Annotated in this window: 17 protein-coding genes; 11 read left to right on the top strand and 6 right to left on the bottom strand. The window is 69.4% G+C overall.

The features are described from left to right. Positions 1-105 precede the first annotated feature (105 nt). From U3653_RS03915 to U3653_RS03900, 4 genes are all read left to right on the top strand, one after another. Positions 106-1,881: a hydroxysqualene dehydroxylase gene (locus U3653_RS03915; protein ID WP_195079810.1), complete on the top strand. Its 1,776-nt coding sequence runs from the start codon at positions 106-108 to the stop codon at positions 1,879-1,881. 76 nt (positions 1,882-1,957) lie between these two features. Next, positions 1,958-2,596: a pyridoxamine 5'-phosphate oxidase family protein gene (locus U3653_RS03910; RefSeq protein WP_195079809.1), complete on the top strand. Its 639-nt coding sequence runs from the start codon at positions 1,958-1,960 to the stop codon at positions 2,594-2,596. Positions 2,597-2,661: 65 nt separating this feature from the next. Continuing rightward, positions 2,662-3,900: a MurT ligase domain-containing protein gene (locus U3653_RS03905; RefSeq protein ID WP_195079808.1), complete on the top strand. Its 1,239-nt coding sequence runs from the start codon at positions 2,662-2,664 to the stop codon at positions 3,898-3,900. Next, positions 3,897-4,607 carry a type 1 glutamine amidotransferase gene (locus U3653_RS03900; RefSeq protein ID WP_039794476.1) on the top strand — a complete coding sequence of 237 codons (711 nt, stop codon included), beginning with the start codon at positions 3,897-3,899 and terminating at the stop codon, positions 4,605-4,607. The genes U3653_RS03905 and U3653_RS03900 overlap by 4 nt, the downstream gene beginning before the upstream one ends. Positions 4,608-4,920: 313 nt before the next feature. Here U3653_RS03900 and U3653_RS03895 read toward each other — a convergent pair whose 3' ends face one another. Together U3653_RS03895 and U3653_RS03890 are read right to left on the bottom strand one after the other, a co-directional pair. Then, complete coding sequence (locus U3653_RS03895) at positions 4,921-5,817, bottom strand: transglutaminase family protein (protein ID WP_195079807.1); 897 nt, start codon at positions 5,815-5,817, stop codon at positions 4,921-4,923. Then, positions 5,814-8,825, bottom strand: coding sequence for a circularly permuted type 2 ATP-grasp protein (locus U3653_RS03890; RefSeq protein WP_323124473.1), 3,012 nt, complete (start codon positions 8,823-8,825; stop codon positions 5,814-5,816). Before U3653_RS03890 ends, U3653_RS03895 begins: the two co-directional genes overlap by 4 nt. 277 nt (positions 8,826-9,102) lie before the next feature. Here U3653_RS03890 and U3653_RS03885 point away from each other — a divergent pair, with 277 nt between their 5' ends. Further along, positions 9,103-9,309 carry a hypothetical protein gene (locus tag U3653_RS03885; protein ID WP_195079806.1) on the top strand — a complete coding sequence of 69 codons (207 nt, stop codon included), beginning with the start codon at positions 9,103-9,105 and terminating at the stop codon, positions 9,307-9,309. Between the two features lie 21 nt (positions 9,310-9,330). Continuing rightward, entirely contained in the window at positions 9,331-9,975 is a 645-nt protein-coding gene (locus U3653_RS03880; protein WP_195079805.1) for a hypothetical protein, read from the top strand. 6 nt (positions 9,976-9,981) lie between these two features. On the opposite strand, the gene U3653_RS03875 is transcribed toward U3653_RS03880, so the two are convergent. The 3 genes from U3653_RS03875 to U3653_RS03865 all read right to left on the bottom strand — a co-directional run bounded on the left by U3653_RS03875 (position 9,982) and on the right by U3653_RS03865 (position 11,617). Next, the gene (locus U3653_RS03875; protein WP_195079804.1) at positions 9,982-10,599 is read right to left on the bottom strand and encodes a LysE family translocator; all 618 of its coding nucleotides are present in this window, start codon (positions 10,597-10,599) and stop codon (positions 9,982-9,984) included. A gap of 63 nt (positions 10,600-10,662) precedes the next feature. After that, entirely contained in the window at positions 10,663-11,271 is a 609-nt protein-coding gene (gene recR, locus U3653_RS03870) for a recombination mediator RecR (protein ID WP_195079803.1), read from the bottom strand. Between the two features lie 13 nt (positions 11,272-11,284). Continuing rightward, positions 11,285-11,617, bottom strand: a complete 333-nt coding sequence (locus U3653_RS03865) for a YbaB/EbfC family nucleoid-associated protein (RefSeq protein ID WP_195079802.1) — start codon at positions 11,615-11,617, stop codon at positions 11,285-11,287. A gap of 192 nt (positions 11,618-11,809) precedes the next feature. Here U3653_RS03865 and U3653_RS03860 point away from each other — a divergent pair, with 192 nt between their 5' ends. Genes U3653_RS03860 through U3653_RS03850 form a run of 3 tightly spaced genes read left to right on the top strand, consistent with a single transcriptional unit; the run spans position 11,810 to position 13,658 of the window. Next, on the top strand, positions 11,810-12,433 hold the full coding sequence (locus tag U3653_RS03860; protein WP_195079801.1) for a hypothetical protein: 624 nt from the start codon (positions 11,810-11,812) through the stop codon (positions 12,431-12,433). A gap of 51 nt (positions 12,434-12,484) precedes the next feature. Further along, a complete protein-coding gene (locus U3653_RS03855; RefSeq protein WP_195079800.1) occupies positions 12,485-13,297 on the top strand; it encodes a MerR family transcriptional regulator in 813 nt (270 codons plus the stop codon). Between the two features lie 13 nt (positions 13,298-13,310). Then, positions 13,311-13,658, top strand: coding sequence for a VOC family protein (locus U3653_RS03850; RefSeq protein WP_195079799.1), 348 nt, complete (start codon positions 13,311-13,313; stop codon positions 13,656-13,658). Between the two features lie 55 nt (positions 13,659-13,713). On the opposite strand, the gene U3653_RS03845 is transcribed toward U3653_RS03850, so the two are convergent. Continuing rightward, entirely contained in the window at positions 13,714-14,148 is a 435-nt protein-coding gene (locus U3653_RS03845; protein WP_195079798.1) for an SRPBCC family protein, read from the bottom strand. Between the two features lie 206 nt (positions 14,149-14,354). Here U3653_RS03845 and U3653_RS03840 point away from each other — a divergent pair, with 206 nt between their 5' ends. Together U3653_RS03840 and U3653_RS03835 are read left to right on the top strand one after the other, a co-directional pair. Further along, entirely contained in the window at positions 14,355-15,797 is a 1,443-nt protein-coding gene (locus U3653_RS03840) for an FAD-binding oxidoreductase (RefSeq protein ID WP_195079906.1), read from the top strand. Continuing rightward, on the top strand, positions 15,794-17,110 hold the full coding sequence (locus U3653_RS03835) for a class I SAM-dependent methyltransferase (protein ID WP_195079797.1): 1,317 nt from the start codon (positions 15,794-15,796) through the stop codon (positions 17,108-17,110). Before U3653_RS03840 ends, U3653_RS03835 begins: the two co-directional genes overlap by 4 nt. The last annotated feature ends 2 nt before the right edge of the window (positions 17,111-17,112 follow it).

Raw genomic sequence — 17,112 nt, 5'->3', positions numbered from 1 at the left:
TCCGCGCCGGTCGCCGCACGGGGTCGGTGCGAATTGATCGGATTGTCGCTCTACAGTAGTGCGCGGCGTGGAAGTTGGTCCCGAGGCTAGGCAGCAGAGCGGCGCATGGCAGACAATCAGTGGACCGTATCGCGAAGAGCACTGCTTCGTAACACGGTCGCGGCGGGGGTGGCTACGGCGGGGGCGCTGACGGCGGGTGCGCTGAGACCCACGCCGGCGAGGGCGAATCCCGGTGGCAGAAGAGTCGCGGTACTCGGCGGCGGTGTCGCGGGCCTGACCGCGGCACACGAACTGGCGGAACGCGGGTTCCAGGTCACCGTCTACGAGAAGCGGGCGTGGGGCGGCAAGGCCCGCAGCGTCGGCGTGCCCGGCACCGGAACGGAAGGACGGCCGGACCTGCCCGGCGAACACGGCTTCCGCTTCTTCCCCGGCTTCTACCAGCACATCCCCGAAACCATGCGCCGAATCCCCTTCCCGGGCAACGCGAATGGCGTATGGGACAACCTCGTCGCGGTGCCGGAAGCACGATTCGCCCGGCACGGCGGCGACGACTTCCGCGTCCCGCTCGGGCCGCGCTCCCGCGCCGAATTCTCTCCCGACAGTTTCCGCGAAACGCTCGGCGCGGCGCTGTCGACCGCACTGAAGATGCCGCCGCACGAGGGCGTCTACTTCGCCGAACGCCTGCTGGTCTTCAACACCAGCTGCGATGCCCGCCGCCTCGGCCAGTGGGAGCGCACCTCCTGGCACGATTTCGTCGGCGGCCACGCGCGCTCGCACGAGTTCCGCGCGCTGCTGTCGCGCACGCTGACCAGCATCATGGTGGCCGCGAAAGAGAACATCGCCAGCGTGCGCACCATCGGCACCATGGGCGAGCAGTTCCTCGGCAACCCCATGGGGATCGGCAACGACGGCAGCTTGGACCGGGTGCTCAACGGCCCGACCAACGCGGTGTGGATCGAGCCGTGGACGCAGCGGATCCGGGAACTGGGAGCGCAGTTCGTGCTCGGCGCCGAAGCGCGCGAGCTCGAGGTGCGTGACCGCAGGATCGTCGCGGCCCGCGTCGTGGACGAGACCGGCGCGCAGCGCACGATCGAGGCCGACTACTTCGTCGTCGCGTTGCCCGCCGAACGGGCACGCACGCTGTGGTCGCCGCAAGTGCTCGCCGTCCAGCCCGAATTGGCCGGGATGGACAACCTGTTCACCGACTGGATGAACGGCATCCAGTTCTATCTGCGCCGATCGGCCGACATCTCCCGCGGCCACACCGCATACATCGACGCGCCGTGGTCGCTCACCTCGATCAGCCAGAACCAGCTGTGGCGCCGCAAGCTGACCGAATTCGGCGACGGCGGTGCGCAGGACTGTCTTTCGGTGGACATCTCCGACTGGAACACCCCCGGCATCCTGTTCGGCAAACCCGCGAAGGAGTGCACCCACGAGGAGATCGCTCGCGAGGCGTGGGCGCAGATCAGAGCCCACCTGGACGATCGCGGCGAAGTGCTGGGCGACGCCGACCTGCACTCCTGGTTCCTCGATCCGGGCATCACCTGGCAGGAGGGCCAGCGGCGCAACGCCAACGCCGACCCGCTGCTGATCAACACCGCCGGGTCGTGGGAGCACCGTCCGCAACCGCACGGCGCGCTGGAAAACCTCTTCCTGGCAGGCGATTACGTGCGCACGAACATCGACTTGGCGACCATGGAGGGCGCCAACGAGTCCGCCCGCGCGGCGGTGAACGCACTGCTGGACGTGGCCGGCTCGAACGCGGAGCGCTGCCGGATGTACACCCTCTACCGCGCCCCCGAACTGGAACCCCTGCGCCGGATCGACGCCGACCGCTTCGCAGCCGGGCTACCGAACATGTTCGACGTCCCGGTCTGAACGGATGTGATCGATCTCCTCTCGCCCGAACCCAATTCGATCGTCATTCCCCAGGCCGTGGTGCTTGAATCGAACTATGCGCGAGAGCACCGCCAACGACATCACCGACCCGGCGGATCTGCGGGCACTGCTCGGCGAGGTGGCGCCGCGCGTCGCGACCAAGGAGCGTCCCGTCCTGCACGCCAGGGACCGCGAGTGGATCGCGCTGTCCCCGTTCCTGGTGATGAGCACCTGCGACGCGAACGGGAACTGCGACGCCTCGCCGAAAGGCGACCCGGCGGGCTTCGTGCGGGTGCTCGACGACACCACCATCGCCATCCCGGAGCGCCCCGGTAACCGGCGCGCCGACGGCTACCTGAATATCCTGTCCAACCCGCACGTCGGCCTGCTGTTCATGATCCCTGGCCGCCGCGAGACGCTGCGGATCAACGGCCGCGCGCGGCTGGTGCGCGACGCGCCGTACTTCGACGACATGGTGGTGCGCGGCCACCGCCCGATCCTCGCCGTCGAGGTGAAGATCGACCAGATCTTCTTCCACTGCGCCAAGGCGTTCATGCGCAGCCACCTCTGGGAGCCGGATCAGTGGCCGCAGGACACCTTGCCGAGCGCTGCGCGCCTGGTCAAAGAGGTGCAGACGAACGTGACCGAGACGGTGGAGGAACTGGAGCGCTACTACGCGCCGGAGAACTACGCGGCCAAGCTCTACCAGGCGTGAGCCGCGTGGCCCACGCCACCCGACCGCGGCGCGCCCGGATCGCGCGTCGAACATAGACTCGCGGCGTGGCAGAACTATCGGTGCGCGGACGGCTCGCGCTGGCGGCGGCGGCCGCGGCGTCCTGGGCCTCGCAGAAGGCGGGTCGCGGCAAGGGCTCGATGATCGGCGGCCTGATCGCGTTGAAGATCGATCCGACCGTCATGGATCAGCTCGGGCAGCGACGGCGCACCGTGCTGGTGACCGGCACGAACGGCAAGTCGACCACCACGCGGATGACCACCGCCGCGCTCAGCACCCTCGGCGCGGTCGCGACCCAGGCCGACGGCGCGAACATGGACGCGGGCATCGTCGCCGCGCTGAACGCGCACCGGCGCGCGCCGCTGGCCGCGATCGAGGTGGACGAACTGCATCTGCCGCACGTCACCGATTCGCTGAACCCCTCGGCGGTGGTGCTGCTGAACCTCAGCCGCGACCAGCTCGACCGGGTCGGCGAGATCAACATGATCGAGCGCAAGCTGCGCGCGGGCCTGGCCGAGCACCCGGCCACCGTGGTGATCGCCAACTGCGACGACGTGCTGGTCACCTCCATCGCCTACGACCATCCCAACGTGGTGTGGGTCGCCGCGGGCAGCGGCTGGGCGATGGACGCGACCAGCTGCCCGCGCAGCGGCGAGCCGATCGTCTGGGAGGGCGCGCACTGGCGCAGCACCGGAGCGGATTTCCAGCGTCCCGAGCCCGATTGGTGGCTCGACGGGGACGATCTGGTCGGACCGGAGGGCAAGCGTTTCCCGCTGCGCCTGGCGCTGCCGGGCCGGGCCAACCGCGGCAACGCCGCACAGGCGGTGGCCGCCGCTGTCGCGCTCGGCGCCGACCCGGAGCAGGCCGTCGCGGCCGCGGGCACGGTGCGCGAGATCGCGGGCCGCTACCGCACCGTGCAGGTCGGCGAGCACGACGCGCGGCTGCTGCTGGCCAAGAACCCGGCCGGCTGGCAGGAGGCGCTGTCGATGATCGAGCCGACCTCGGCGGGCCTGGTGATCGCGGTGAACGGCCAGGTGCCCGACGGCGAGGACCTGTCCTGGCTGTGGGACGTGCGCTTCGAGCACTTCGAAGGGGTGCAGGTGGTGGCGGCGGGCGAACGCGCCACCGACCTGGCGGTGCGGCTGACCTACGCGGGCGTCGAGCACACCCTGGTGCCCGATCCGGTGCGCGCCATCGCGTCGTGTCCAGCGGGCCACGTGGAAGTGCTGGCCAACTACACCGCGTTCCGTGATCTCAACCGTGACCTCGAGGAGCGGGCATCATGAGTGAATCGACCTTCCGCATCGGCTTGGTGCTGCCCGACGTGATGGGCACCTACGGCGACGGCGGCAACGCCCTCGTGCTGCGCCAGCGGCTGCGCATGCGCGGCTACGACGCCGAGATCGTCGAGATCAATCTGTCGGAGCCGGTGCCGGATTCCCTGGACGTCTACACCCTGGGCGGCGCGGAGGACTCCGCACAGCGCCTGGCCACCCGGCACCTACAGCGCTACCCCGGTTTGCAGCGCGCCGCCGGGAGAGGCGCTCCGGTGCTGGCGATCTGCGCGGCCATCCAGGTGCTCGGCCAGTGGTACGAGACCTCAGCGGGCGAGCGGGTCGACGGCGTCGGCCTGCTCGACGTCACCACCTCGCCGCAGCACAAACGCGCCATCGGCGAGGTGACAACCACACCGCTGCTCGACGGGCTCACCGCCGCGCTCACCGGCTTCGAAAACCACCGGGGCGGAACCAAACTCGGCGGCGACGCGCACGGCCTCGCCCGCGTCACCCGCGGCGTCGGCAACGGCGTCGGCGACGGGCTGGAAGGCGTCGTGCAGGGCTCGGTGATCGGCACCTACATGCACGGCCCTGCGCTGGCCCGCAACCCCGAACTCGCCGACTTGCTGCTGATGCGCGCCCTCGGCGTCACCGAACTGGCCCCCCTCGATTTGCCCGAGGTCGACCAGCTCCGCCGGGAACGCCTGCGCGCCTGAACCGGCGCATCACGGTCGGACCAGGCCACCTGAGCCGCCACCGGCGCTCCTCGCAGGGCGGGCGGCGGCACGAGGCTGGGTAAGCGCCGGTCGCGTCTTGTGCACGGTGGATTCTCCGGCCGTCCTAGCACCATGAGCCGGACTACCTTCGTGTGCCGATGACGCGATAGGAGAGGTGGGAAGGAACCGGACCTCGAGGTCACCGATGGCTTCATCGCCCTGGTCGACGGTGAGTTCGAACCCGATCCGCCGGGGGGCTGGTGGCTTCTGAGCCCGGCGAAGCGCGCCACCGGTGGATAGCAGGTCGTAGTGCTCAGGCGTCCACCTCGGTGACGTCGACGGAGACGGTGATCGCGCTGTCCTTGGCGTCGGTGTAGATGATGCCGCGCAAAGGAGGGACGTCGGCGTAGTCGCGGCCCCAAGCCACGGTGATGTACCGCTCGTCGCCGAGCTGGTCGTTGGTGGGGTCGAGGTCGATCCACCGGCCCGAGCGGTCGGGTCCCGCGCCGGGCGTCCACACCGCCGCCCAGGCATGCGTGGCGTCGGCGCCGACCATCCGCTCCTTGCCCGGCGGCGGATCGGTGGCCAGGTAGCCGGACACGTACCTGGCGGCGAGGCCGTGCGACCGCAGGCAGGCGACCGCGAGGCGCGCGAAGTCCTGACAGACGCCTGCGCGGGCCGCGAACACGTCGGCCACCCGGGTGGACACCGTCGTGGCGCCGGAACGGTAGGCGAAGTCGGTGTAGATCCGGGTGTTCAGCTCGGTCACCGCGTCCAGCAGCGGCCTGCCCGGCCGCAAGGATTCGGCCGCGTACGCGACGAGCTCGGAAGTGATCTCCTCAGGGTGCAGATCGAGGGCGAACTCCACGGCGAACGGCCCGTTCGCCCCCGTCGGGCGCGCGCGTTCCCACGGTTCCGCCGCCGGGCCCGCGTCATCGCGGACGGGAACGTCCACATCGACGAGTGATTCACCGACGACCGTCAAAGCGCGATGCTCCGTGGTGACGTGGAAATAGGACGTGATGTTGCCGTACACGTCCGCCCCGACCGACCGGTCCGATGGAGCGGGGTCGATCCGGATCTCATGGGCGAGCAAGCGCTGGCCGGGCAGATCGCGCGGCGTCAAGTACGCGCGCCCGTAGGAGTTGATGACCTCGCCGGAGTACGAGTACTTGGTGCGATGCTCCACTCGGTAGCGCCGGCCGGTCATCCGACGACCTGCGCGCTGCCCCACAGCGGCTGGATGTCCACCGGCAGCGACAGCGTCGTGGTCTCGAAGGATTCCGATACCTTGCGCAGGCGCGAGTGCACACCCTCCAGCAGCTCCGCCAGTTCGGTGCGCCGGTCGTCCGCGTCGGTGACCTCGAGGTCGTCGGGGTCGAGGCGGCGCAGCATGCGGCGCGCGTCCGCCAGCAGCCGCTGTGGACGCGACGAGCCGGACGCACCGGGCAGCGCCTGGAAATCGGCGTGCAGGCGACCCAGTTGATAGGCCAGCGAGCGCGGATTGGCGGTGTCGAACAGCAGCAGCTCGGCGACGTTCGAGATCCGCACGGAATCCTGGTGGCGCCGACGGTAACTCACCGACGACTCGGTGGCGCGCAACACCCATTCGGTGACCTCGCGCTCGATCTCGTCCGGGTACCGCTGGGTCAGCGCGGCCGACAGCAAGGCGGTCAGGGCGAGGCCGCGCTCGATCCGTTTCCCGATGTCCCTGACGTGCCACCCGGTGTCGCGGATCAGCGACTCGCCGTCGATCCCAGACAGCGCGAGCAGCCCGGCCAGGGTGCGCGCATGCACGTCCGACAGCTCCGCCTCCTGATCGTCCACCGCGGCCGGGTAGCAGGCCAGCGCGCGTTCGACCGCGCCGAGGATCATCCAGGTGTCCACCGAGAGCTGGTCGCGCACGGCACGCGCGGCGCTGCCGTACCGATCGATCGCGAAGGCCAGTGATCCTGGCAGCTCCCGGTCGATCGTCAGCGCGACGAGGTAGTCGTGGCCCGCGCGGGACGCGCCCGGCACTCGGTGTGCCCGCGGGGCGGTGTCCTGCGCCGCACCGGTCGTCTCGTCGTCCGGTCGTTCGGCGACGGCCTCCATACCGGCCGTAACGGGTTGTGCCACACCGGCCACGGCTTCGTCCCTGGTCACGGCGGAGCGGCGTTCGATACCGGAATCGACCGCACGCCGAGCAGGCTCGGTGGCGGGAACATCCTCGGCCGACCGGCGACCGGGAGACCGCGACGCCGGGGTGCCCTCCGCGCGCTCGCCCGTACCGGGCAGCGCCGGTAGGGCATCGGAAGACCAGGCGGGCGAGCGCTCGTCCCCGTACTGCGTGACACCTCCATCGAGGCCTGCCCCCGACGGAGCGAGCATGCCGCGATCGGCCGAACTCTGCTGCGGCGCTGGGGCTCTCACCTCGGCGCCGAAAAGTCCGTCGGTCGGCGCAGGGGTGGCGGTGGTCCGGCCGAGCGCGGTCAGGAGGATCGGCAACGCGCCCGCGCCTTCCAGCCACGGCCGGTACCGGAACTCCTGGTAGCGCTCGTGGGTGGCGATGAGAAGCCGGGCGGTGTCCTCCGCGCGCTCGCCGTAGCGGCCGATCCAGAACAGGTCGTTGAGCACGCGCGGAGAGCTGATCGCCGCGACGACCGGAGCGGTGCGCCGCGGCTCGCGCGGCGGCTCGGTGCTGATCGCGGCGGCGGCCGTCGGCGCGGCGCGCACCCAGATGTCCTTGGCGGCGACTTTGCGCGCGACACGGTCGGTCGTGCGCTGCCGCACCTGGCCGAGACCGCCGGACAGCACGGTGTAGCCGCGCCGATGGGCGAGCGAGAACAAGCGCATGCCGACCGGAGCCGCGGCGAGGCCGGCCTGCTCGCGGACGGCGGGCGCGACGGAGAACTGTGCCGGTTCCTGGCCCACCCACTGCCATCCGTGCGCACCGATGCGCGCCTTCAGCTCGTCGCGCTGCTCCCGGCTCAGCTCGGGACCGAACAGCGCGGCGCCGTGGACCGCCGAACGGAGAACCAGCTTGTCCAGATTCGCGATCAGATGCTCCCGCTCCCGCTCCCGCCCGCCCCAGTACGAGGGCGCGCTGTCCAGCAGCAGGTCCTCACCGAGCAACGCGCGCGCCAGGGCGGGCAGGAATCCGGTCAGCGCGGGATTCTCCAGCAGTCCGCTGCCGAGCGTGTTCACTACGGTCACCGCGCCCCGGCGCAGCACCTCGACCAGGCCGACCACGCCCAGTCGCGAATCCGGCCGTAGGTCCAGCGGATCGGACAATTCGGCCTCGATCCGGCGCAGCACCACGTCCACCCGCTTCAGCGTGCCGAGCGAGCGCATCCACAGCGCGCCGTCGCGCACCACCAGGTCCGCGCTCTCCACCAGCGGAAAGCCGAGGGTGGAGGCGAGATAGGCCTGATCGAACGCGGTCTCGGAATGCACGCCGGGGCTGAGCACGACGACCACCGGCTCGTCGTCGTCGGTCTGCGCGGATTCGATCAGCATCAACCGCATCGCCCTGGCGAAAGGCGTCAGCGGACGGGGATTCGCGTGCTCGAACGCCTCCGGGATCGCCGTCGCCACCACCCTGCGGTCGGCCAGCGCGTATCCGACGCCGGAAGGCGCCTGCGCCCAGTCCGCGAGCACGCGGAAGCGGCCGTCGCTCCAGCGGCTGAGATCGCAGGCGTGCAGGAACAACTGGTGGCGCCCCGGCACGGTGATGCCGTGCGCGGCCCGCACGTAGCCGCGGTGGCCGAACACGATCTCCGGCGCGATCAACCCCGAGGCGAGCGTCCTGCGCGGCCCGTAGATGTCGGTGAGCACCTCGTCGAGCACGCGGGAACGTTGTTCCAGCCCGGCTTCCAGCCGGCTCCAGTCGTCCGCGGCGACCGGCAAGGGAATCGGATCGAGGCGCCACGGCGCCGGGGTCGCGGCTTCGGCCGACGCGCCGGCCTCGAGGTAGCTGATGCCGTCGTCATCGATCAGCCTGCGCACCCGGCTGTCCAGCCTGCCGAGACCGTCCTCGCCGAGTTCGGCGAAGTCCGCGGACAATTGCGACCACACCCGGCGCACCTTGCCGTCCACGTCGACCAGTTCGTCGTAATAGCCCGCGACGGGCGCGCCGCACTCGTCGTAGGCGGCGGTGGCGGCGGCCTCACCGCGATAGCGCGCGACCTGTTCGCGCACGGTGGTCGCGGTCACCCGCCGCTCATCGCGCAACGTCACCGCGCCGACCTCACTTTCGCCGCCGTCCGTGCCCAACGGTCGCCGAATGCTGTCCAGGCGGTCAGTACCGATCGCGCCCGGGGCACCGCAAGTGTGGGCTGTGCAGCCATTTTCGCATGTCACGGCTAGCGCACCTGGCACATCGGCGGTGCGTCCACGTCCGGTTGCACGATGTTTGCCCGATACCCGACTGTGCGACACACGGGCGCGGGTCCCACCGCGCGGCCCGCGCCGGTGGTATCACCGAACGACGACAACGATCTCGTCAGGAGGTCATATGCGTAAATCCAACTGCTCTTCTTGCGAATCCGCGTTCGACCACTGCCACGGCACCCTGATCGTGCACGTGAGCCGGATCGCCGAATGCACCGACGAGCACTGCCTCGAACTCGACCACGCCAGGCACGCCTTCGTCCTCGATTGCCGCGACCTCGCCGGCGGCTGCCGGTGCGGCGAGGACGAGACGGCCCGGCGCCGCGCCTGAACGGTTCCGTACTCTGGCCCGGTGAGCTATGACCACGTGTTGCTGCCGTCCGGAGTCGCGTCGTCGATCGCGGAGGTCGACGCCTACCTGAGCACTCAGCAGGGCGTCCCCGAGTCGGAGGCGGTCGCGCGGATCGCCGCCGAACTGAACAGACGCAACGCGGAACTGCCCGAGGAGGACAACTTCCTCAGCACCGCGCCGGTCGGCGGCGCGGCCACCGGCGCGGCACTGCACGTGGCCTGCCCCTACGACGCGATCGGCTTCGTCCGCCACTTGCTGTTCGAACTCGCCACACCGTTGAACTACGCCGTCTACGACCCGCAGCTGGCCTGGCTGATCGATCCCGCCGGGCATGTCAGGGCCATCGTCACCCACGGCGGCGCGGGCGAGTTCCCGTACCTGACCGAAGCGCTGGTCCAGCAGTGGATCCCGGAGCTGAGCCCGCCCAACCCGTATCTCGTCGTCGAACGCGGCGAGCAGTTCTACATACAGACCTACCGGGAGAACTCGGGCGCTTACACCGTGGAATACCGGGACGGCTCCCCCGACAAGCATTTCGGCACCACCGTCTCCGATCCCGCCACCGTGGCCGCGCTCATCTGGGGCTGGGCCAACGACGACCGCTCCCGCTTCACCGGCCTGCCCTGGGCGCGCGTCGATCTCTGAACCCGGTCACTGGTTCTGAACGGCCAACCGGCCCGCGAGCGCGAGGAACGAGGCGCCGAAGACCCTGCGCGTCCAGGTGACCACGGCTGGGCGGGAAACGACCTGATCGCGGACGGCGGCGGCACACGCGCCGTACACCGCGAACACCACCAAGGTGGCGAGCATGAAGATGCCGCTCAATTCGAGCATGCGGGCCAGCGCGTCCGGCGTGCCGGTGGGTACGAACTGCGGCAGGAACGCGAAGAAGAAGATGGTCAGTTTGGGGTTGAGCAGGTTCAGCAGCACCGCCGAGGCGATCACTTTCCGCACCGTGGGCGCGGTGTGCCCGGTCTGCTCCGGCACGGCGAGCGCGCCCTTGTCCCGGAACGTGGTCCAAGCCATGTACACCAGGTAAGCGACGCCCAGGTACTTCAGCGTCTGGAACGCGACCGCGCTGGCGTCGAGCAGCGCGGCCAGACCCGTGATGGCCGCGATCAGGTGCGGGACGATGCCGAGCGTGCAACCGAAGGCCGCGATCACCGCGGCCCGCGCACCGCGAGACAGCCCCGCCGCCAACGTGAACAGCACACCGGTGCCGGGGGTGGCGACGATGACGAGCGTCGTCAGCACGAATTCGATGCTCATCCCCGACACGGTAACGCACGCCCGGCGCGGCGCAATGCCCGTGCCGGGAGGCGCTTTCGGGAGCTACAGCGCGCGTCGGCCGGACAGCGCGCGCCCGAGGGTCAGCTCGTCGGCGAACTCGAGGTCGCCGCCCATCGGCAGGCCCGAAGCCAGCCTGGTCACGCTCAGACCGGGGAAGTCGCGCAGCATGCGGACCAGATAGGTGGCGGTGGCCTCGCCTTCGGTGTTCGGATCCGTCGCGATGATCACCTCGCTGACGTCGACGCCGTCCTCCTGATTACCGATGCGCGCCAGCAGTTCCCGGATCCGCAGTTGGTCGGGACCGATGCCGCTGAGCGGATCGAGTGCGCCACCGAGCACGTGGTATCGACCGCGGAATTCCCTGGTGCGCTCGATCGCCTGCACGTCCTTGGGCTCCTCGACCACGCAGATCATGGTCCGGTCCCGGCGCGGGTCGGCGCAGATGCGGCACAGCTCGCCGTCGGAGACCGTCCCGCAGCTCACGCAGAACTGCACACCGTCGCGCACCTTCTGCAGCGCGGCCTGCAGCCGGTCGATCTCCGGCGGCTCCACGTGCAGCAGGTGAAAGGCGATGCGCTGCGCGCTCTTCGGACCGACGCCGGGCAGCTTGCCCAATTCGTCGATCAGATCCTGGACCGGACCCTCGTACAACTGCTACCTCGGCTCAGAAACCGGGCAGCGAACCGCCGCCGAAGCCACCGGACAGCGGTCCGAGCCGTTCGGCGGCGATGCGCTGCGCGTTGGCCATCGCGTCGTTGACCGCGCCGATGACCAGGTCCTGCAACGTCTCGACGTCGTCGGGATCCACGGCCTTCGGGTCGATGGTCAGCGACACCACCTCACCGCTCGCCTTGAGCCTGACCTGCACCAAGCCGCCGCCTGCCGCGCCGTCCACCTCGGTCGCCGCGATCTCGGCCTGCGCCTCCATCACCGCCTGCTGCATCTGCTGCGCCTGGGCGAGCAACTGTTGCATATCGAACTGGCCACCTGGCTGCACGGGAGAGTCCTCTCTGGAGAAGGTGTCATCGGCCAGCCTAGTCCTGCCGCGGCGCGGCAACGGCGCGGCCCGACGGTCCCGGGTGCGCGGCGCATGGTGGATAACAGGTTGGGTAGTTCCGATTGGAACCGACCGATCGCGCCCTACCATCGACACCTAGTCGGAGCGCGGTGGGCAAACCTGGAGCCAAAGATGATCGCAGTTCGTGCACGTTTCCTGAGCACCCTGGTGCTCACGCTCGGTGTTCCCGGCATCTTTCTCGGCGCCGCGGCGTCCGCGGACCCGGATATCACCGATGCGACCGAGGTGATCGACACGCAAGAGGCCGTCGAGCCCGCGACCGCCCCGGCGGTCGCCGACTACGGGGGCGGCTGCGTCCTCTACCCCGACGACAAGGCGGCGACGCTCGATTCGCTGCGCTTCCGGTGCTCCCCGGAGCAGCAGGACGCCATCTTCCGCGCCGCGCCTCTCGGCGCCGTTCCGGTCGGCGTGAAATCGGGCTGGGTCACTCGTCCGCCGGTCATGCAGGCCGTCGCGCCACCGCTGTGGATCGGCAAGACCTTCTACACCGGCCCGGACGGCGGCTACCTGATGAACCGGATCACCGGCGCGGGCATCGAGGGCTGGCGCGCCGACGTCTACTCCGCGCCCGCCCTGACCGACGGGCAGCCCGCTTGGGCACTGAACTACGCACCGTCCCCGACGCCGCCGGTCTACGACGAGATCCGGGAGGTCACTCCCGGTGTGTGGTTCGGCTACTCGTGGTGGCGCGGCGCGTTCCAGACCACCCTGCTGCTGACCTTCGCGCTCGCCTGAACAACGGGTGTCGTTTGACCCTCCCGCCACTGGAGGGTGTTGGCTGATGCCATGACGGCGACCGTCCCCATCGGGGAATTCTCCAGGCTGAGCAATCTCAGCGTGAAGACGTTGCGCTACTACCACGAGATCGGCCTGCTCGCTCCGGCCGATATCGACGCGAGTTCGGGCTATCGCCGGTACGCGACGGCGCAGGTGACCCAGGCTCAGTTGATCCGGCGGCTGCGTGAGCTGGACATGCCGGTTCCGGAGATCCGCGCCGTGCTGGCCGCGCCGGACGAGAACGCGCGTGACGCCACGCTGCGCGCGCATCTGGAGCGTATGGAGGCCGAGCTGGCCCGTACCCGCGCGGTCGTGGCCTCGCTGCGCGCGCTGCTGACGCCGTCCGCTCCGATCACCGTGGAGTATCGCGCGGTCGCGGCGTTCCCGGCGGCGGCGATCGGCGCGACGGTGGCGCGCGAGCACATCGGCGAGTGGTGCGCTTCGACGTTCCAGGCGTTGTACGAGGCGCTGGCCGCCGCGAACATCGCGCCAGCGGGCGTCGGCGGCGCCACCTACGGCACCGATTTCTTCGAACAGGACGAGGGCGAGGTCGTCGCGTTCGTGCCGGTCGCCGACGCGGAGGTGGCCCTGCCCCCGCGGCTTTCGGCGATCGAGTTACCCGCGCGCCGTTTCGCCGTCGCCGTGCACGAGGGCCCGTTCGTCGATTTCGACCGCACCTACGGCGCGCTCGGCAGTCATGTCGCCGAACACGATGTGGCGCTGCCGGAGCCGATCCGCGAGATGTACCTGCTCGGACCGGACGTGTCCGACGATCCCGCCGCCTACCGGACCGAAGTGTGCTGGCCCGTGGCCCAGCCGTGAAAAGGAGATATCCATGACGATCTCGATCGCCCACGTCACCATCGATTGCGCGAATGCGGGCGCACTCGCCGAATTCTGGTCACGATTGCTGGACACGCCCGTCGATCCCGGCCCCACCCCGGAGTTCGCCACCGTCGGCCGTACCACGGGCGCCGCGACCCCGCTGATGTTCATCCGGGTGCCCGACAAGAACCCTGGCAAGAACGTCATCCACCTCGACCTGCTCGCTTCCGGCCGGGACGAGGTCGAACGCGCGATCGATCTGGGCGCGAAGCACGTCGCCGACTTCGACGAGTGGGGCATGAAGTGGACGACGCTGGCCGATCCCGAGGGAAACCTCTTCGACGTCGCGGCCGAGTAGACCGCGTGCAGACCCGCGACGACGGCCCGAACGGACCGTCGTCGCGTCCGTCCGATCAGGCCAGTTCGCGCTGCAGGTTGGCGAGCACTTCGGCCTGGATCTTCTTCAGCCCGAGCGGCGCGAAGATGCCCTCGAAGATGCCCGCGATGCCGCCAGCGCCCTTCCAGGTGGTGCGCAGCGTGACCCGCGCGCCCGTGCCCTCCGGGGTGACGGTCCAGGTGTTCACCAAGGTGGAGTTCGAGTCACGCTCGGTGACAATGGAATCGGACACCGTGACCACCGCGTGCACGTTGCGCGAGCGCTTCTCGGTGGCCTGCAACGTCCACTCCGCGACGGTGCCCGCGCCCTTGCCGCCCTCGACCACCTTGTAGTCGCGGTAGTGCGAGGAGAGGATGCGCGGACGCACCGTGTCGTAGTCGGCGATGGCCTCCAGCGCACGCTGCGGATCCGCCGCCACGTCGATCGAACTACTGGCGCTGACCTGTCCCACAATGAGCTCCTTGTCCGGATGCGGTGTCTCGACGGATCTCCATCCTGCCCTGCCCGCGCCGGAGCGAAGCGGCGAGGGCGCAGCGTGTGGCGAACTTCTCCGGACAATTCGGTATTCCCCTTCGCAACATATGCGTGACATTTCTCCACGACCGTGGCCGAGCGGTGGCCCCGCCGAATGGTCCGTACTAGCGTCGAGGGGTGGCAGTGAGTCTGTTGGGGAAGGCCGGACACCCACCGGCCGCACGCGAATCAGGATTTGCCGCGCATCGAGCGGGCGTGGACCGCCTCCTGGCGAGTTACCGCGCCATACCCGAGCACGCCAACGTCCGTTTGGCCAAGAAGACCTCGAACCTATTCCGCGCCAGGGCCAAGAACACCGCGCCCGGCCTCGACGTCTCGGGGCTGACCAGGGTGATCGCGGTGGACCCCGCCGCGAGAACCGCCGACGTGGCCGGCATGACCACCTACGAGGAGCTGGTCGCCGCCACCCTCCCGTACGGGCTCGCGCCGCTGGTGGTCCCCCAGCTCAAAACCATCACGCTGGGCGGCGCGGTCACCGGACTCGGCATCGAGTCCACCTCCTTCCGCAGCGGCCTGCCGCACGAGTCGGTGCTGGAGATGGACGTGCTGACCGGCGCGGGCGAGATCCTCACCGCCACGCCGGACAACGAACACGCCGATCTGTTCCGCGGCTTCCCGAATTCCTACGGCACGCTGGGCTACACGGTCCGGCTCAAGATCGAGCTGGAAGAAGTCCAGCCGTACGTCGCGCTGCGGCATCTGCGCTTCCGGGACCTGCGCGAACTGGAGGCCACCCTCGCGACGATCGTCACCGACCGGGTGCACGCGGGCGAGCCCGTCGACTATCTCGACGGCGTCGTGTTCTCCGCCGAGGAGAGCTATCTGACGCTGGGCCGCAGGACCGACGAACCCGGCCCGGTCAGCGACTACACCGGAATGGACATCTACTACCGGTCCATCCAGCACGACGGCGACACGCCCAAGCGCGACCGCCTGACCCTCCACGACTACCTGTGGCGCTGGGACACCGACTGGTTCTGGTGCTCGCGCGCCTTCGGCACGCAGAATCCGAAGATCCGCCGGTTCTGGCCGAAGCGCTACCGGCGCAGCAGCTTCTACTGGAAGCTGGTGGCCCTGGACCACAAGTACGACATCGGCGACAAGCTGGAGGCCCGCAAGGGCAATCCCCCACGGGAGCGGGTCGTGCAGGACATCGAAGTGCCGGTGGAACGCACCGCCGACTTCATGGAGTGGTTCCTGCGCGAGATCCCGATCGAGCCGATCTGGCTGTGCCCGCTGCGTTTGCGCGAGACCGGCGGCGCCGAACGCCCCGGCGGACGCACTTGGCCGCTGTATCCCTTGGAGCCGGGCCGCACCTACGTCAACGTCGGATTCTGGTCGGCCGTGCCCACCGTCCCCGGGCAGCAGGAGGGCGCGGCCAATCGCGCCATCGAGCAGAAGGTGACCGAATTCGACGGTCACAAGTCGCTGTACTCGGATTCCTATTACGACAAGGATGAGTTCGCGGCGCTCTACGGCGGAAACACCTACACCGAACTGAAGAAACGCTACGACCCGGACCAGCGCCTGCTGGATTTGTATTCGAAGGCGGTGCAACGCAAATGACGACATTCAAGGACCGTTCCGATGTCTTTGCCGATCTCGGGACCAAACTCAGCATTGCCGAGATCTTCGAGACCCTCGTCGAGGGCGAAGTCCCGATCCGGTTGACGGCCTACGACGGCAGCGCGACCGGCCCCGAGGACTCGCGGTTCGCCCTGGACATCCGGACCCCGCGCGGCATCAACTATCTGGCCACGGCCCCCGGTGACCTCGGCATGGCCCGCGCCTACATCTCGGGCGACATGACCGCCAGCGGCGTGCACCCGGGTGATCCGTACGAGCTCCTGAAGGCGATGGACGGGTTGAAGTTCCGCCGTCCGTCCGCGCTGGCCCTGGTGACCATCGCGCGCTCGCTGGGCTGGGAGCGGCTCAAGCCGGTCGCCCCGCCGCCGCAGGAGACGCTGCCGCGCTGGCGGCGGATCGCTTTCGAGGGGCTGCGCCACTCCAAGACGCGCGACGCCGAAGCCATCCACCACCACTACGACGTGTCGAACGCCTTCTACGAGTACGTACTCGGCCCGTCGATGACCTACACCTGCGCGGCCTACGGCGACGAGAGCTGGACGCTCGAGCAGGCACAGGAGAACAAGTACCGCCTGGTCTTCGAGAAGCTGCGGTTGAAGGAGGGCGACCGGCTGCTCGACATCGGCTGCGGCTGGGGCGGCATGGTGCGCTACGCCGCCAAGCGCGGCGTCAAGGTGATCGGCGCGACGCTCTCGGCCGAGCAGGCGGACTGGGCGCAGAAGAAGATCGCCGAGGAGGGCCTGGCCGATCTGGCCGAGGTGCGGCACTCCGACTACCGCGACGTGCCGGAGGGCGAGTTCGACGCGGTGTCCTCGATCGGGCTCACCGAGCACATCGGGGTGCACAACTACCCGTACTACTTCGAGTACATCAAGAACAAGCTGCGCGACGGCGGCCTGTTCCTGAACCACTGCATCACCCGCCCGGACAACACCCGCACCACCAAGGCGGGTGATTTCATCGACCGCTACGTGTTCCCCGACGGCGAGCTGATCGGCTCCGGCCGGATCATCTCCGAGATCCAGAACATCGGGCTCGAGGTGCTGCACGAGGAGAACCTGCGCGAGCACTACGCCCTGACCCTGCACGAATGGTGCAAGAACCTGGTCGCCAACTGGGACGCCTGCGTCGCGGAGGTCGGCGAGGGCACCGCGAAGGTGTGGGGACTGTACATGGCCGGCTGCCGGCTCGGCTTCCAGCGCAACGTGGTGCAACTGCACCAGGTGCTCGGCGTCAAGGTGCCGTCCGACGGCGACTGGACCGTGCCGCTGCGCCCGTGGTGGCAGCCGTGACC

Source organism: Nocardia implantans (genome assembly GCF_035544775.1).
In the GTDB taxonomy this organism is placed as follows: Bacteria; Actinomycetota; Actinomycetes; order Mycobacteriales; family Mycobacteriaceae; genus Nocardia; species Nocardia implantans.
Note: the sequence above shows the minus strand (reverse complement) of the source record. Positions and strands in the feature narration are given on the sequence as shown.

Excerpts from the sequence above, each read along its gene's own strand:
- U3653_RS03915 (WP_195079810.1), top strand. The coding sequence starts at position 106 with ATGGCAGACAATCAGTGGACCGTATCGCGAAGAGCACTGCTTCGTAAC.
- U3653_RS03910 (WP_195079809.1), top strand. The coding sequence starts at position 1,958 with ATGCGCGAGAGCACCGCCAACGACATCACCGACCCGGCGGATCTGCGG.
- U3653_RS03900 (WP_039794476.1), top strand. The coding sequence starts at position 3,897 with ATGAGTGAATCGACCTTCCGCATCGGCTTGGTGCTGCCCGACGTGATG.
- U3653_RS03895 (WP_195079807.1), bottom strand. The coding sequence starts at position 5,817 with ATGACCGGCCGGCGCTACCGAGTGGAGCATCGCACCAAGTACTCGTAC.
- U3653_RS03885 (WP_195079806.1), top strand. The coding sequence starts at position 9,103 with ATGCGTAAATCCAACTGCTCTTCTTGCGAATCCGCGTTCGACCACTGC.
- U3653_RS03875 (WP_195079804.1), bottom strand. The coding sequence starts at position 10,599 with ATGAGCATCGAATTCGTGCTGACGACGCTCGTCATCGTCGCCACCCCC.
- U3653_RS03860 (WP_195079801.1), top strand. The coding sequence starts at position 11,810 with ATGATCGCAGTTCGTGCACGTTTCCTGAGCACCCTGGTGCTCACGCTC.
- U3653_RS03855 (WP_195079800.1), top strand. The coding sequence starts at position 12,485 with ATGACGGCGACCGTCCCCATCGGGGAATTCTCCAGGCTGAGCAATCTC.
- U3653_RS03850 (WP_195079799.1), top strand. The coding sequence starts at position 13,311 with ATGACGATCTCGATCGCCCACGTCACCATCGATTGCGCGAATGCGGGC.
- U3653_RS03835 (WP_195079797.1), top strand. The coding sequence starts at position 15,794 with ATGACGACATTCAAGGACCGTTCCGATGTCTTTGCCGATCTCGGGACC.